At 60.6% G+C, this 15436-nt stretch carries 14 protein-coding genes; 11 read left to right on the top strand and 3 right to left on the bottom strand.

The window, feature by feature from the left end; all coding sequences use genetic code 11:
• Positions 1-133: 133 nt before the first annotated feature.
• From lepA to pdxJ, 6 genes are all read left to right on the top strand, one after another.
• A complete protein-coding gene (gene lepA / locus CKW24_RS24945) occupies positions 134-1933 on the top strand; it encodes a translation elongation factor 4 (protein ID WP_095171189.1) in 1800 nt (599 codons plus the stop codon).
• A gap of 5 nt (positions 1934-1938) precedes the next feature.
• Positions 1939-2793, top strand: coding sequence for a signal peptidase I (gene lepB / locus CKW24_RS24940; protein ID WP_095171187.1), 855 nt, complete (start codon positions 1939-1941; stop codon positions 2791-2793).
• Between the two features lie 179 nt (positions 2794-2972).
• Positions 2973-3662 (top strand): ribonuclease III, encoded by a 690-nt coding sequence (gene rnc, locus CKW24_RS24935; RefSeq protein ID WP_095171185.1) that lies wholly within the window; start codon positions 2973-2975, stop codon positions 3660-3662.
• Complete coding sequence (gene era / locus CKW24_RS24930; RefSeq protein WP_007944847.1) at positions 3655-4557, top strand: GTPase Era; 903 nt, start codon at positions 3655-3657, stop codon at positions 4555-4557. Before rnc ends, era begins: the two co-directional genes overlap by 8 nt.
• A gap of 165 nt (positions 4558-4722) precedes the next feature.
• Entirely contained in the window at positions 4723-5409 is a 687-nt protein-coding gene (gene recO / locus CKW24_RS24925) for a DNA repair protein RecO (RefSeq protein ID WP_095171184.1), read from the top strand.
• 50 nt (positions 5410-5459) lie between these two features.
• Positions 5460-6206 carry a pyridoxine 5'-phosphate synthase gene (pdxJ, locus tag CKW24_RS24920; RefSeq protein ID WP_095171182.1) on the top strand — a complete coding sequence of 249 codons (747 nt, stop codon included), beginning with the start codon at positions 5460-5462 and terminating at the stop codon, positions 6204-6206.
• Positions 6207-6270: 64 nt separating this feature from the next.
• On the opposite strand, the gene mltF is transcribed toward pdxJ, so the two are convergent.
• The gene (gene mltF / locus CKW24_RS24915) at positions 6271-7731 is read right to left on the bottom strand and encodes a membrane-bound lytic murein transglycosylase MltF (protein ID WP_095171180.1); all 1461 of its coding nucleotides are present in this window, start codon (positions 7729-7731) and stop codon (positions 6271-6273) included.
• 286 nt (positions 7732-8017) lie between these two features.
• Here mltF and purL point away from each other — a divergent pair, with 286 nt between their 5' ends.
• Together purL and CKW24_RS24905 are read left to right on the top strand one after the other, a co-directional pair.
• Positions 8018-11914, top strand: coding sequence for a phosphoribosylformylglycinamidine synthase (gene purL, locus CKW24_RS24910; protein ID WP_095171178.1), 3897 nt, complete (start codon positions 8018-8020; stop codon positions 11912-11914).
• A 5-nt stretch (positions 11915-11919) separates the two neighbouring features.
• Positions 11920-12231, top strand: a complete 312-nt coding sequence (locus CKW24_RS24905) for a YqfO family protein (RefSeq protein WP_095171176.1) — start codon at positions 11920-11922, stop codon at positions 12229-12231.
• Between the two features lie 120 nt (positions 12232-12351).
• On the opposite strand, the gene CKW24_RS24900 is transcribed toward CKW24_RS24905, so the two are convergent.
• Positions 12352-12855 (bottom strand): murein L,D-transpeptidase family protein, encoded by a 504-nt coding sequence (locus CKW24_RS24900; protein WP_095171174.1) that lies wholly within the window; start codon positions 12853-12855, stop codon positions 12352-12354.
• Between the two features lie 40 nt (positions 12856-12895).
• Entirely contained in the window at positions 12896-13447 is a 552-nt protein-coding gene (locus tag CKW24_RS24895; RefSeq protein WP_095171173.1) for an NUDIX hydrolase, read from the bottom strand.
• Between the two features lie 148 nt (positions 13448-13595).
• Between CKW24_RS24895 and CKW24_RS24890 the strand changes: the two genes are divergently transcribed.
• From CKW24_RS24890 to CKW24_RS24880, 3 genes are read left to right on the top strand one after another with little or no spacing between them, the layout of a single operon-like run.
• Positions 13596-14195 carry a CoA pyrophosphatase gene (locus CKW24_RS24890; protein ID WP_095171171.1) on the top strand — a complete coding sequence of 200 codons (600 nt, stop codon included), beginning with the start codon at positions 13596-13598 and terminating at the stop codon, positions 14193-14195.
• A 49-nt stretch (positions 14196-14244) separates the two neighbouring features.
• On the top strand, positions 14245-14769 hold the full coding sequence (locus tag CKW24_RS24885) for a gamma carbonic anhydrase family protein (protein WP_095171168.1): 525 nt from the start codon (positions 14245-14247) through the stop codon (positions 14767-14769).
• Complete coding sequence (locus CKW24_RS24880; RefSeq protein WP_095171167.1) at positions 14766-14981, top strand: DUF1289 domain-containing protein; 216 nt, start codon at positions 14766-14768, stop codon at positions 14979-14981. The genes CKW24_RS24885 and CKW24_RS24880 overlap by 4 nt, the downstream gene beginning before the upstream one ends.
• Positions 14982-15436: the final 455 nt, after the last annotated feature.

The raw sequence follows: 15436 nt of genomic DNA, 5'->3' as shown, positions 1-15436 counted from the left end.
CCCGTTCGCCAGAGCGGGGCGTTTTTGCAAGTGATGCCTTCACCTGCAAACGTGACGCTTGCCTGGTGTTTCAGGTACAATTCCCGGCTATTTTTCGGCGGGCTATGCCTGCAGCCTTTTTGAGTGTTGATCCGTGAGTGATTTGAGTCATATCCGCAATTTCTCCATCATCGCCCACATTGACCATGGCAAGTCGACGCTGGCCGATCGCTTCATCCAGATGTGCGGCGGCCTGGCCGAGCGTGAAATGGAAGCCCAGGTTCTGGACTCCATGGACCTTGAGCGCGAACGCGGGATCACCATCAAGGCCCACAGCGTTACCTTGTATTACACCGCCAAAGACGGCATCAAGTACCAGCTGAACTTCATCGACACCCCCGGCCACGTTGACTTCACCTATGAAGTCAGCCGCTCGTTGGCGGCCTGTGAAGGTGCGTTGCTGGTGGTCGATGCTGGCCAGGGCGTGGAAGCGCAGTCGGTTGCCAACTGCTACACGGCGATCGAGCAGGGCCTGGAAGTCATGCCGGTGCTGAACAAGATCGACCTGCCACAGGCCGATCCGGACCGGGTGAAAGAAGAAATCGAAAAAATCATCGGCATCGACGCCACCGATGCCGTCGAGTGCAGTGCCAAGACTGGCCTGGGCGTCGATGAGGTGCTCGAGCGCCTGGTCAAGACCATTCCCGCGCCTACCGGCAACATCGAAGATCCGCTGCAAGCGTTGATCATCGACTCCTGGTTCGACAACTATCTGGGCGTTGTTTCCCTGGTTCGCGTACGCCACGGCCGCGTGAAGAAGGGCGACAAGATCCTGGTCAAATCCACCGGCAAGATCCACCTGGTGGACAGCGTCGGTGTGTTCAACCCGAAACACACTGCCACCGTCGACCTGAAAGCCGGTGAAGTAGGCTTCATCATCGCCGGTATCAAGGACATTCACGGTGCGCCAGTGGGCGATACCCTGACCTTGAGTTCGACCCCTGACGTCGACGTGCTGCCAGGCTTCAAGCGCATCCAGCCGCAGGTGTACGCCGGTCTGTTCCCGGTCAGCTCCGACGACTTCGAAGACTTCCGTGAAGCCCTGCAAAAGCTCACCCTCAACGACTCGTCCCTGCAGTACACCCCGGAAAGCTCCGACGCCCTGGGCTTCGGCTTCCGTTGCGGGTTCCTTGGCATGCTGCACATGGAAATCATCCAGGAGCGCCTGGAGCGCGAGTACGACCTGGACCTGATCACCACGGCGCCAACGGTAATTTTCGAGCTGTTGCTGAAAACCGGTGAAACGATTTACGTCGATAACCCGTCCAAGCTCCCAGACCTGTCTTCGATCGAAGACATGCGTGAGCCGATCGTGCGGGCCAATATTCTTGTGCCGCAGGAGCACCTGGGCAACGTCATTACCCTGTGTATCGAAAAACGTGGCGTGCAGCACGACATGTTGTTCCTGGGTACCCAGGTCCAGGTGACCTACGATTTGCCGATGAACGAAGTGGTCCTGGACTTCTTCGATCGCCTGAAGTCCACCAGTCGCGGCTATGCTTCGCTGGATTACCACTTCGATCGCTACCAGTCGGCTAATCTGGTCAAGCTGGACGTGCTGATCAACGGCGACAAGGTCGATGCCCTGGCGCTGATCGTGCATAAGGACAACGCGCACTACAAAGGTCGCCAGTTGACCGAGAAGATGAAGGAACTGATTCCGCGCCAGATGTTCGACGTTGCGATCCAGGCCGCCATTGGCGGGCAGATCATCGCGCGGACCTCCGTCAAGGCACTCAGAAAGAACGTATTGGCCAAATGCTACGGTGGTGACGTTAGCCGTAAGCGCAAGCTGTTGGAAAAGCAGAAGGCCGGTAAAAAACGCATGAAGCAGGTCGGTAACGTGGAAATTCCACAAGAAGCCTTCCTTGCTGTGCTCAGGTTGGATAGTTAGGTCCTATGTCACTAAATTTCCCGCTGTTGCTGGTCATCGCTGTCTTCGTCTGCGGTTTGCTGGCGTTGCTCGATCTGGTGTTTCTGGCGCCGCGTCGGCGTGCTGCCATTGCCTCGTATCAGGGCACTGTCAGCCAACCCGACATGGTCGTCGTGGAGAAACTGAACAAAGAACCGTTGCTGGTGGAATACGGCAAATCGTTCTTTCCGGTGCTGTTCATCGTACTGGTGCTGCGTTCGTTTCTGGTGGAGCCGTTCCAGATTCCGTCTGGTTCGATGAAACCGACCCTGGACGTCGGCGACTTCATTCTGGTGAACAAGTTTTCCTACGGGATCCGCTTGCCAGTACTCGACAAGAAAGTCATCGAGGTGGGTGATCCGCAGCGCGGCGATGTGATGGTGTTCCGCTACCCAAGCGACCCGAACGTCAACTACATCAAGCGTGTGGTTGGCCTGCCGGGCGACCAGATTCGCTACACCGCCGACAAGCGCCTGTTCGTCAACGGTGAGTCGATTGCCGAGCAACTGGTGGGCACTGAGCCGGGCACTTTGGGCAGCGCCGAGCTGTACAAGGAAAAACTCGGTGTCGCCGAGCACATGATCCGCAAGGAAATGAGCCGCTACCGGGCCACTCCGGACCGTCAATGGACGGTGCCCGCGGGGCACTATTTCATGATGGGCGACAACCGCGACAACTCCAACGACAGTCGCTACTGGGATGACCCAAGCATTCCCAAGAACCTGCTGGGCATGGTTCCCGACCAGAACATCGTCGGCAAGGCCTTTGCGGTCTGGATGAGCTGGCCTGAACCGAAACTCAGCCACCTGCCGAATTTCTCGCGGGTTGGCCTGATCAAGTAATCCCACACGGCGCTGTTGAACACAGCGCCGAATGCTTTTCTGGAACCTGCAGAAGGTTGCCGCACTGCATTGAAGCCAACGATATTCAGGAAGTAATTTTTGAACACAGCGTTATTTGTCCCAGGCCTTCGCAGCGATGCTGCGGGGGAAGTCGACCACGAACTCAGCGTGGGTAAACCGTGAGCGTCTCCTTAAGCCGTCTCGAGCGTCAGCTCGGCTACACCTTCAAGGATCAGGAGCTGATGGTCCTGGCCCTGACTCACCGCAGCTTTGCCGGGCGCAACAACGAACGCCTGGAATTCCTCGGTGATGCCATCCTCAACTTCGTGGCCGGTGAAGCGCTGTTCGACCGCTTTCCGCTGGCCCGCGAAGGCCAGCTGTCGCGCTTGCGCGCGCGCCTGGTCAAAGGCGAGACACTGGCAGTGCTGGCCCGTGGCTTTGATCTGGGTGACTACCTGCGCCTGGGCTCCGGTGAGTTGAAGAGCGGCGGTTTCCGGCGCGAGTCGATCCTGGCCGATGCCCTGGAAGCGCTGATCGGCGCGATCTACCTGGATGCCGGCATGGACATGGCGCGCGAACGCGTGCTGGCCTGGCTGGCTTCCGAGTTCGAGAGCCTGACGCTGGTCGATACCAATAAAGATCCAAAGACCCGCCTGCAGGAATTCCTGCAGTCGCGTGCCTGTGAGCTGCCGCGTTACGAAGTGGTGGATATCCAGGGTGAGCCCCATTGCCGAACGTTCTTCGTCGAATGTGAAATCACCTTATTGAATGAAAAAAGCCGAGGTCAGGGTGTGAGTCGTCGTATTGCCGAACAGGTAGCGGCCGCCGCAGCACTGATAGCCCTGGGCGTGGAGAATGGCCATGACTGATTCAACTGCAACTCGCTGTGGCTATGTCGCCATCGTCGGCCGCCCGAACGTGGGCAAATCCACGTTGCTGAACCACATCCTGGGTCAGAAGCTGGCAATTACCTCGCGTAAACCGCAGACCACCCGCCACAACATGCTCGGGATCAAGACCGAGGGCGCGGTGCAAGCGATCTACGTCGACACCCCCGGCATGCACAAGGGTGGCGAGAAGGCCCTGAACCGCTACATGAACAAGACCGCCTCGGCGGCGTTGAAAGACGTCGACGTGGTGATCTTCGTGGTCGATCGCACCAAGTGGACCGACGAAGACCAGATGGTCCTCGAGCGTGTGCAGTACGTGACCGGTCCTTTGATCGTGGCGCTGAACAAGACCGACCGCATCGAAGACAAAGCCGAGCTGATGCCGCACCTGACCTGGCTGCAAGAGCAGCTGCCGAACGCGCAGATCATGCCGATCTCGGCCCAGCATGGGCATAACCTCGAAGCGCTGGAGCGGGTGATCGCCGGTTACCTGCCGGAAAACGATCACTTCTTCCCGGAAGATCAGATCACCGACCGCAGCAGCCGCTTCCTCGCCGCTGAGCTGGTGCGCGAGAAGATCATGCGCCAGATGGGTGCGGAGCTGCCGTACCAGATCACCGTGGAAATCGAAGAGTTCAAGCAGCAGGGCAAGACCCTGCACATCCACGCCCTGATCCTCGTCGAGCGTGACGGTCAGAAGAAGATCATCATTGGCGACAAGGGCGAGCGGATCAAACGTATCGGCACCGAGGCGCGCAAGGATATGGAGCTGCTGTTCGACTCCAAGATCATGCTCAACCTGTGGGTGAAGGTCAAAGGTGGCTGGTCCGACGACGAGCGCGCCCTGCGTTCGCTGGGTTACGGCGACCTGTAAACCCGGTTAGCGCTGTACCGTAGAACCCTGTGGGAGCGGGCTTGCCCGCGATGAGGATGGAACATTCAGCAGCGATGTTGACTGTAAGTCCGCCATCGCGGGCAAGCCCGCTCCCACATTTGGTTTGTGTTGATTTCAAAACAGCACTCCTTCAGTGAGACGCCCATGTCCTCTCCGCCACCCAGCCAACTCGCCTACGTCCTGCATTCGCGCGCCTACCGCGAGAACAGTGCATTGGTCGACTTCCTCACGCCGCAAGGGCGGCTGCGGGCGGTGTTGCGCAGCGCGCGGGGCAAGGCCGGGACTCTGGCGCGGCCATTCGTGCCGCTGGAAGTGGAGTTTCGTGGGCGCGGCGAGCTGAAAAACGTCGGGCGCATGGAAAGTGCCGGCGTCTCGACCTGGCTCAGCGGCGAGGCGCTGTTCAGTGGCCTGTACCTCAATGAGTTGCTGATCCGCCTGTTGCCTGCCGAAGATCCCCATCCCGCGGTGTTCGAGCACTATGCCGCGACCTTGCTGGCCCTCGCTGAAGGTCGCGCGCTGGAACCATTGTTGCGCTCCTTCGAATGGCGCTTGCTCGATGACCTGGGCTATGGCTTTGCACTGACCCAGGATGTCCACGCCGAGCCGATTGCCGCCGATGGTCTGTACCGCCTGCAGGTGGATGCCGGGTTGGAGCGGGTGTACCTGTTGCAGCCGGGGCTGTTCAATGGCTGTGAACTGTTGGCCATGGCCGAAGCGGACTGGAGCGCCCCCGGTGCGCTGTCGGCTGCCAAGCGCCTGATGCGCCAGGCGCTGGCCGTTCACCTGGGCGGTCGTCCCCTGGTCAGTCGCGAGCTGTTTCGCAAGCCCTGATCACCCCGTATGCTGTGCACCGAACTTTCTCTTCTTCTGGAGCGCTTTCCGTGACCACCAGCACCCGCATTCTTCTTGGCGTGAACATCGACCACGTAGCCACCCTGCGTCAGGCCCGGGGCACCCGATACCCTGACCCCGTCAAGGCTGCGCTCGACGCTGAAGAGGCGGGCGCCGATGGCATCACGGTGCATTTGCGCGAAGATCGCCGGCATATCCAGGAGCGCGACGTACTGATTCTCAAGGACGTGCTGCAGACCCGGATGAATTTCGAGATGGGCGTGACTGAGGAAATGATGGCGTTCGCCGAACGCATTCGCCCGGCGCACATCTGCCTGGTTCCGGAAACCCGTCAGGAGCTGACCACCGAAGGCGGTCTGGATGTTGCGGGGCAGGAGGCACGGATCAAGGCCGCAGTAGAGCGCTTGGCCAAAATCGGCTGTGAAGTGTCGTTATTTATCGATGCCGATGAGCGGCAGATCGAGGCTTCCAAGCGCGTGGGTGCCCCGGCCATCGAATTGCACACCGGCCGTTATGCCGATGCCCAGACTCCTACCGAAGTCGCCGAAGAGCTGCAGCGCGTGGCCGACGGCGTGGCCTGCGGCCTGGCTCAGGGGCTGATCGTCAATGCCGGTCATGGCCTGCATTACCACAACGTCGAAGCCGTTGCGGCGATCAAGGGCATCAACGAACTGAACATCGGCCACGCACTGGTCGCGCATGCCTTGTTTGTCGGCTTCAAGTCGGCGGTGTCGGAGATGAAGGCACTGATCCTGGCGGCTGCGGCGAAGGCCTAAGCAACCATACAAAACCAGCGTGGGAGCCAGCAGGCTGGCTCCCATCTTTGGTTCAAGGCGTTTGTCAGAGCGGGGCTGGCTCTTGGGCCGGTTTTGATTTGTCGATGCCGGGTACATGCAAGTTACCCTCGGCCACCTGGTCGCCTTCCAGTTGTGGCTGCGTGACCCAGGTCAGGATGTCGTAGTAACGACGGATGTTCGCCACGAAGTGCACAGGCTCGCCACCACGGGCGTAGCCGTAGCGGGTCTTGCTGTACCACTGTTTCTGCGACAGGCGGGGCAGGATCTTCTTCACATCCAGCCACTTGTCCGGATTCAGTCCTTCCTTGGCCGCCAGCTTGCGGGCGTCATCCAGGTGACCGCTGCCGACGTTGTAGGCGGCGAGGGCGAACCAGGTGCGATCCGGCTCCTGGATCGAACTGTCCAGTTGGTCCTTCATGTACGCCAGGTACTTGGCGCCGCCCATGATGCTCTGGCGGGCGTCCAGGCGGTTGGACACACCCATGGCCTGGGCGGTGTTCTGGGTCAGCATCATCAACCCGCGCACACCGGTCTTGGAGGTAACTGTCGGCTGCCACAGTGACTCTTGATAGCCAATCGCCGCCAGCAGGCGCCAATCGACTTTTTCTTTCTTGGCGTAGGTCTTGAAGTGCGGTTCGTATTTGGGCAGGCGCTGCTGCAGGTGCTGGGCAAAGGTGTAGGCGCCGACATAGCCGAGTACGTCGACGTGCCCGTAGTAGCGGTCCTTGAGGCGTTGCAGGGTTCCGTTCTTCTCGACCTTGTCGAGGAAGTCATTGATCTCGTTGAGCAGGCTGTTGTCTTCACCGGCGGCCACCGCCCAGCTCTGGTTGCTGGCGTCACCGAGGTCGAAGGCCACCCGGACGTTGGGGAAGTACACCTGGTTCATGGCGACTTCATTGGAGTCGACCAGGGTCAGGTCAATCTGCCCTTCGTCGACCATGCGCAGCAGGTCGACCACCTCTACCGCGTCAGACTCTTCGTATTCGATACGCGGATTTTTCTGTTTCAGGACGGCCAATTGCTCGGCATGGGTGCTGCCCTTGAGCACCATGATCTTCTTGCCCACCAGGTCCGCCGCGTTGGTTGGGCGCGACTGGCCATTGCGGTAGATGATTTGCGGGGTGACTTCCAGGTAGGAGTGGGAGAACCGGACCTGCGCCTTGCGTTTCTCGCTGCTGACCAGACCGGCAGCAGCCAGCACGGGGCCGTTGGGCTTGCCCACCTGTTCAAAGAGGTCGTCGAGGTTGTCCGCGGTTTCGATCTTCAGTTCCACCCCCAGATCGTCGGCAAAGCGCTTCACCAGCTCGTATTCGAAGCCGGTTTCACCGTTGCGATCCTGGAAGTAGGTGGCTGGGCTGTTACGCGTGACCACGCGCAGCACGCCATCCTCCTTTACGCGCTCCAGGGTGTTGGGTTTATCAACACAGCCGCTGAGCACCAGGAAGAGTCCGGTGGCGAGAAGCCATTTGGCCACTCGCGGACGCAATACCATTGGGGAAAACATCTGCGCAGTATACGCAAAGGACCACGGCCGCCATATCTCGACAGTGAAGGGCTTGTCTGCTAGATGTTTGAAAATTGGCGCCAAGCCCTTAGGAATAGGCGTTTGGTGGCGTTTATCCGGCGCAAAATAACCGCCGGCACTTACCTTGATGAGCATTGGTTATAGGCCTGCCAGCCCTGGCCGACGTTCGGGTGATACCGGGTGTAGCGTTTCGGGTGCTGTCGCGGGCGGTTTAGGCTAGAATGCACGGCCTCAAAGCACACCCCCTTCCGAGGCTGTCCCGAAGATGTTGATCCTGCGCGGCGCTCCTGCCCTTTCTGCCTTTCGCCACAGCAAACTCCTTGAGCAACTGAGCCAGAAGGTTCCAGCTGTTACTGGCCTGTATGCTGAATTCGCTCACTTCGCCGAAGTCACCGGCGTCCTGACCGGCGACGAACAGCAGGTGCTTGCGCGCCTTCTGAAGTACGGTCCTAGCGTTCCGGTACAAGAGCCGACCGGTCGTCTGTTCCTGGTGTTGCCGCGGTTTGGCACCATTTCGCCCTGGTCGAGCAAGGCCAGCGACATTGCCCGTAACTGCGGCCTGGCGAAAATCCAGCGCCTGGAGCGCGGTATCGCGTTCTATGTCGCCGGTGAGTTCACCGACGCCCAGGCCCAGCTGATTGCCGACGGCCTGCACGACCGCATGACCCAGATCGTCCTGGAGAACCTTGAACAGGCTGCCGGTCTGTTCAGTCACTCCGAGCCTAAGCCGCTGACGGCAATCGACGTCCTGGGTGGCGGTCGCGCCGCGCTGGAAACCGCCAACGTCGAGCTGGGCCTGGCCCTGGCCGAAGACGAGATCGACTACCTGGTCAACGCCTTCATCGGCCTCAAGCGCAACCCGCACGACATCGAACTGATGATGTTCGCCCAGGCGAACTCCGAGCACTGTCGCCACAAGATCTTCAACGCCAGTTGGGATATTGACGGTGAAAGCCAGGAAAAAAGCCTGTTCGGCATGATCAAGAACACCTACGTGATGCACAGCGAAGGTGTCCTGTCGGCCTACAAGGACAACGCCTCGGTGATCGTCGGCTCCGTTGCCGGACGTTTTTTCCCGGACCCTGAAACCCGCCAGTACGGTGCGGTGCAGGAGCCGGTGCACATCCTGATGAAAGTCGAGACGCACAACCACCCGACGGCGATTGCCCCGTTCCCGGGCGCGTCCACCGGCTCCGGTGGCGAGATCCGCGACGAAGGCGCAACCGGTCGCGGCGCCAAGCCGAAGGCTGGCCTGACCGGCTTCACCGTATCCAACCTGCAGATCCCGGGCTTCGAACAGCCGTGGGAAGTGCCGTACGGCAAGCCTGAGCGCATCGTCACCGCCCTCGACATCATGATCGAAGGCCCATTGGGCGGCGCGGCGTTCAACAACGAATTCGGTCGTCCGGCACTGACCGGTTACTTCCGTACCTTCGAACAATCCATCACCACGCCGCACGGTGATGAAGTGCGCGGGTACCACAAGCCGATCATGTTGGCCGGCGGCATGGGCAACATTCGTGAAGAGCACGTGCAAAAAGGCGAGATCCTCGTCGGCTCCAAGCTGATCGTGCTGGGTGGCCCGGCGATGCTGATCGGCCTGGGCGGCGGCGCCGCTTCCTCGATGGCCACCGGCACCAGTTCGGCAGACCTGGACTTCGCTTCGGTACAACGCGAAAACCCGGAAATGGAACGCCGTTGCCAGGAAGTCATCGACCGTTGCTGGCAGTTGGGTGAACACAACCCGATCAGCTTCATCCACGACGTGGGTGCGGGCGGCCTGTCCAACGCCTTCCCGGAGCTGGTCAACGACGGCGACCGCGGTGGCCGTTTCGAATTGCGCAATATTCCAAACGACGAGCCGGGCATGGCCCCGCACGAAATCTGGAGCAACGAATCCCAGGAGCGTTACGTCCTGGCAGTCGGCCCGGCCGACTTCGAGCGCTTCAAGGCTATCTGCGAACGTGAGCGCTGCCCGTTTGCCGTGGTCGGCGAAGCCACTGCCGAACCACAGCTGACCGTGACTGACAGCCACTTCGGCAACAGCCCGGTGGACATGCCACTGGAAGTGCTGCTGGGCAAGGCTCCGCGCATGCACCGTTCGGTGGTTCGGGAAAACGAACTGGGTGACGATTTCGATCCGTCGACCCTGAACATCGCCGACTGTGTCGAGCGCGTCCTGCATCACCCGGCCGTGGCCAGCAAGAGCTTCCTGATCACCATTGGCGACCGCACCATCACCGGGCTCGTGGCCCGTGACCAAATGGTTGGCCCATGGCAGGTACCCGTGGCTGACGTGGCCGTGACCGCCACCAGCTTCGACGTCTACACCGGTGAAGCCATGGCGATGGGCGAGCGTACTCCGCTGGCCCTGCTGGACGCTCCGGCGTCGGGCCGCATGGCCATCGGCGAAACCCTGACCAACATCGCCGCTTCGCGCATCGCCAAGCTCTCCGACATCAAGTTGTCGGCGAACTGGATGTCGGCTGCCGGTCACCCGGGCGAAGACGCGCGTCTGTACGACACCGTGAAAGCGGTCGGTATGGAGCTGTGCCCTGAGTTGGGCATCACCATTCCAGTGGGCAAGGACTCGATGTCCATGGCCACTCGCTGGAACGACGAGGGCGTCGACAAGACCGTGACCTCGCCGATGTCGCTGATCGTCACCGGCTTTGCCCCAGTGACCGACATCCGTCAGACCCTGACCCCGCAACTGCGCATGGACAAGGGCACCACCGACCTGATCCTGATCGACCTGGGTCGTGGCCAGAACCGCATGGGCGCCTCGATCCTGGCCCAGGTGCACGGCAAGCTCGGCAGCCAGGCTCCGGACGTCGACGACGCCGAAGACCTGAAAGCCTTCTTCGCGGTGATCCAGGGCCTCAACGCCGACGGTCACTTGCTGGCTTACCACGACCGTTCCGACGGTGGCCTGTTGACCAGCACCGTGGAAATGGCGTTTGCCGGCCACTGCGGCCTGAGCCTCAACCTCGACGGTTTGGCGGAAACCTCGGCCGACATCGCCGCGATCCTGTTCAACGAAGAGCTGGGCGCGGTGATCCAGGTACGCCAGGACGCTACCCCGGACATCCTCGCGCAGTTCAGCGCTGCGGGCCTGGGCGACTGCGTGTCGGTGATCGGCCAGCCAATGAACAACGGCGAGATCAACATCACCTTCAACGGTGACACCGTGTTCGAAGGCCAGCGTCGACTGCTGCAACGCCAGTGGGCCGAGACCAGCTACCAGATCCAGCGCCTGCGTGACAACGCCGACTGCGCCGAACAAGAGTTCGACGTGCTGCTGGAGGAAGACAACCCGGGCCTGAGCGTCAAGCTCAGCTTCGACGTCAACCAGGACATCGCCGCGCCTTACATCAAGAAAGGCATTCGCCCACAAGTTGCCGTACTGCGTGAGCAGGGCGTCAACGGCCAGGTGGAAATGGCGGCAGCGTTCGATCGTGCCGGTTTCAGCGCGATCGACGTGCACATGAGCGACATTCTGGCCGGCCGCGTCGACCTGAACGAGTTCAAGGGCCTGGTGGCTTGCGGTGGTTTCTCCTACGGCGACGTCCTGGGTGCCGGTGAAGGCTGGGCCAAGTCGGCCCTGTTCAACAGCCGCGCCCGCGATGCGTTCCAGAGCTTCTTCGAGCGTAACGACAGCTTCACCCTCGGGGTGTGCAACGGTTGCCAGATGATGTCCAACCTGCACGAGCTGATCCCGGGCAGCGAATTCTGGCCGCACTTCGTGCGTAACCGTTCCGAGCAGTTCGAAGCCCGTGTGGCCATGGTCCAGGTCCAGGAGTCGAACTCGATCTTCCTGCAAGGCATGGCCGGTTCGCGCATGCCGATCGCCATTGCCCACGGCGAAGGTCATGCCGAGTTCTCCAGCGAAGAGGCGTTGCTGGAAGCGGATCTGTCGGGTTGCGTGGCGATGCGTTTCGTCGACAACCACGGCAAGGTTACCGAGAGCTACCCGGCCAACCCGAACGGTTCGCCGCGTGGGATCACCGGTTTGACCAGTCGTGACGGTCGCGTGACCATCATGATGCCGCACCCGGAGCGGGTATTCCGCGCTGTGCAGAACTCGTGGCGCTCGGAAGAGTGGAACGAAGATGCACCGTGGATGCGCATGTTCCGTAATGCTCGCGTGTGGGTGAACTAGCAGCTGTGTACAAGCTCAGCTTTTTTGTTCCGGCCAGTCACGTCGAGGTGGTCAAGAGTGCGGTGTTCGCTGCCGGTGGCGGGCGGATCGGCGCTTATGACCAGTGTTCGTGGCAGGTGCTTGGCCTGGGTCAGTTTCGCCCGTTGGACGGCAGCCAGCCGTTCCTCGGGCAGACTGGTCAGGTGGAGCAGGTCGAGGAATGGAAGGTTGAGCTGGTAGTGGCTGATGAGTTGATTCGTTCGGTGGTGATGGCCCTGAAGCAGAGCCATCCCTATGAGACGCCGGCTTATGAGGTGTGGCGGTTGGAGGCGTTCTAAACTTCCCGCCGCTCAAACAAAAAACCCGCTGAAAGCGATTTCAGCGGGTTTTTTGTTGCCCGGCAGGAGATGCCGTAGGCGACGATCTTTTGATCTTGGCTTTGTGGGCATATAGGCCCTTCAGGGCCGGATTTCGATCATCGTGCCATCGGGCACCAGGCCCCAGACTTCGCGCATGTCGACGTTACGCATGGCGACGCAGCCGTCGGTCCAGTCCAGGGTGTGGAACAGGTCTTCGGGGTTTTCTTCGGTGTCCGGGGTGCCGTGAATCATGATCATGCCGCCTGGGGCCACGCCCTCGCGGCGTGAGCGCGCAGCGTCGCTGATATTCGGGTAGGAGATGTGCATGGCCAGGTTGAAGCGCTCGCTGACTTTGCGCCAGTCCAGCCAGTACAGGCCTTCGGGGGTGCGTCGGTCGCCTTCCATGAGCTTTTGGCCCTTGGGGTTGCGGCCCAATGAGATGCGGTAGGTCTTGATGGGCTTACCGTCATTGATCAGTTGCAACTGACGGGCGGATTTGAGCACCAGGACTTTTTCGACGATTTTGCCGTCCAGGGTTTCCACGCTGGAAGCCTGGGAAACGACAGCGAACGACAGGCAGAGGAACGCGAGCAACCAGCGCATTAAAACGATATCCCTGAGAGTACGGCGTACTTTTTGTTGTTTAAGTGATCGCAGGCTGAGCAAGCGGAGGAATGGACTCGCTGCGCACCGGGTAATCCCCCCGCAAGCGGTCAGCGAAGTAGCATTCTAGGGTACGGCCCACCGTGCGGAAAGCCAGCTCTGACCAAGGGATGTCCGCTTCCTCGAAAAGCCGCACTTCCAGGCTTTCTTCGCCTGCGGCAAAGTCCAGGTCGACCAGTTCGGCGCGAAAGAATACGTGGACCTGGCTGATGTGCGGTACATCGATCAGCGTGTAGATGTTCAGGTTGCGCACCCGTGCGCAGGCTTCCTCGGCAGTTTCGCGCACGGCCGCCTGTTCGACGGTCTCGCCGTTCTCCATGAAACCGGCCGGCAGGGTCCAGTAACCCCGGCGTGGTTCTATGGCGCGACGGCACAGCAGCACCTGGGTGCCCCAGGTTGGCAGGCAGCCGGCGACGATGTTGGGGTTCTGGTAGTGAATGGTCTGACAGCTGTCGCAGACAAACCGCAGGCGCGAATCGCCTTCGGGGATACGTTGCGTTACTGGGTTACCGCACTGGCTGCAGAATTTCATGCTGGGTCTTCCGAATAGGCCGCGCCTATCTTGGCGTGCCACAGTGTCTGTCGGCAAGTTGTCGTTTAGCGACATGCTGCAGCCCGGGGGTTGGGCGGCCTGTAGGTTTGGTGCATGATGCAAGGTAGCCAACAGATCGAGAGCACTCATGCTGGACGAGCTACTGCACCGGGTAAGCAATCACACGCCACGTACGCTGGAAACCGACCGACGTTTCCCTGAAGCTGCAGTGCTCGTGCCCATCACCCGCAGTGACGAACCGGAACTGGTTCTGACCCTGCGCGCCAGCGGGCTCTCGACCCATGGCGGTGAAGTGGCCTTCCCTGGCGGGCGGCGCGATCCCGAAGACCCGGACCTGGTGTTCACCGCCCTGCGCGAAGCCGAAGAGGAAATCGGCCTGCCGCCGGGGTTGGTGGAAGTGATTGGGCCCCTGAGTCCGCTGATCTCGCTGCACGGAATCAAGGTCACGCCCTATGTGGCGGTGATTCCGGACTTCGTCGAGTACCGCGCCAACGATGCGGAAATTGCCGCAGTGTTCAGTGTGCCGCTGGAGTTCTTTCGCACTGACCCACGTGAACACACGCACCGCATCGATTATCAGGGGCGCAGTTGGTATGTGCCGAGTTACCGTTATGGCGAATACAAGATCTGGGGCCTGACCGCGATCATGATTGTCGAGTTGATCAATCTGCTCTATGACGCGAAGATCAGCCTGCATCAACCTCCCAAGAGCTTTATCAATACCTGACGCCATCCGGCATTTACCCGCGGCTGCCTGAGCCATGAGGATAACAACGATGAAATACCGCCTGGGCGACGCCCGTGTCGAGACCCACCCGCAGAGCTGGGTTGCACCGAACGCCGTGCTGATTGGCAAGGTCAAGTTGGAAGAGGGCGCCAGTGTCTGGTTCAACGCGGTCTTGCGCGGGGACAATGAGCTGATCCTGATCGGCAAGAACAGCAATGTGCAGGACGGTACCGTGATGCACACCGACATGGGCTACCCGCTGACCCTCGGTACCGGGGTTACCATCGGCCACAACGCCATGCTCCACGGCTGCACGGTGGGCGACAACAGCCTGATCGGGATTAACGCGGTGATCCTCAATGGGGCGAAGATCGGCAAGAACTGCATCATCGGCGCCAACTCGCTGATCGGCGAAAACAAGCAGATCCCTGATGGTTCTCTGGTCATGGGCTCGCCTGGCAAAGTGGTGCGCGAGCTGACCGAGCCGCAGATAAAGATGCTCCAAGCCTCTGCCGCACACTATGTGCATCGCTCCCAGCGGTATGCCGTGGACTTGGTCGAGCAGGAACCATGACTACCCCTGAAAGACCCGTGATGTCGCCCTGCGTGAATATTTGCGCGCTGGACGAGCAGGACATCTGCACCGGTTGCCAGCGTACTGTCGGCGAAATTACCCGCTGGAGCCGGATGGACAACGACGAGCGCCGCCAGGTGCTGGGGTTGTGCCATGAACGCGCCAAGGCCAGCGGGCTGGTGTGGATGCTGGGCAAAACCCCGGCGCCCTGAGCGACCCTTTTCGGTAGGAGCAAGGCTTGTCCGCGATGGACTACGCGTTTAGACCCATCGCGGCATAGGTATCTACACAACGTTGTAGCGGCCTGTGGCGAGGGAGCTTGCTCGCGTGGCGGCCTCTGGGGTGTTGGATTAGACCGGGTACATATCCATTTCTTCGGTAACGGCCTCCTATGGTTCCGCTTTTACAGCGGCTCACTTTTGGAGGAGCCCAAAAGTAAGCAAAACGCTCTTACCCCACCACTCGGTGCCTCGCTTAGGCTCGGCATGCCCGTACTCCGACATTGATTTGGGGGGCCGCCGCAATGGGCCCTCCCTGGCCCAGTGCGGCTAAACCGGCGTCCTGCCGGTTTACCCCCCAAATCAATATCGAAGTACGGCCAGCGTGGTTAACGGGGCGCCCAGGATCAAAAACAAAGCGAGGCGGCCTTAAAGCCGACCTGATCACT

It is taken from the genome of Pseudomonas sp. Irchel 3H3 (assembly GCF_900187635.1).
GTDB lineage: Bacteria > Pseudomonadota > Gammaproteobacteria > Pseudomonadales > Pseudomonadaceae > Aquipseudomonas.
This window is presented reverse-complemented; position numbering and strand designations above follow the sequence as displayed.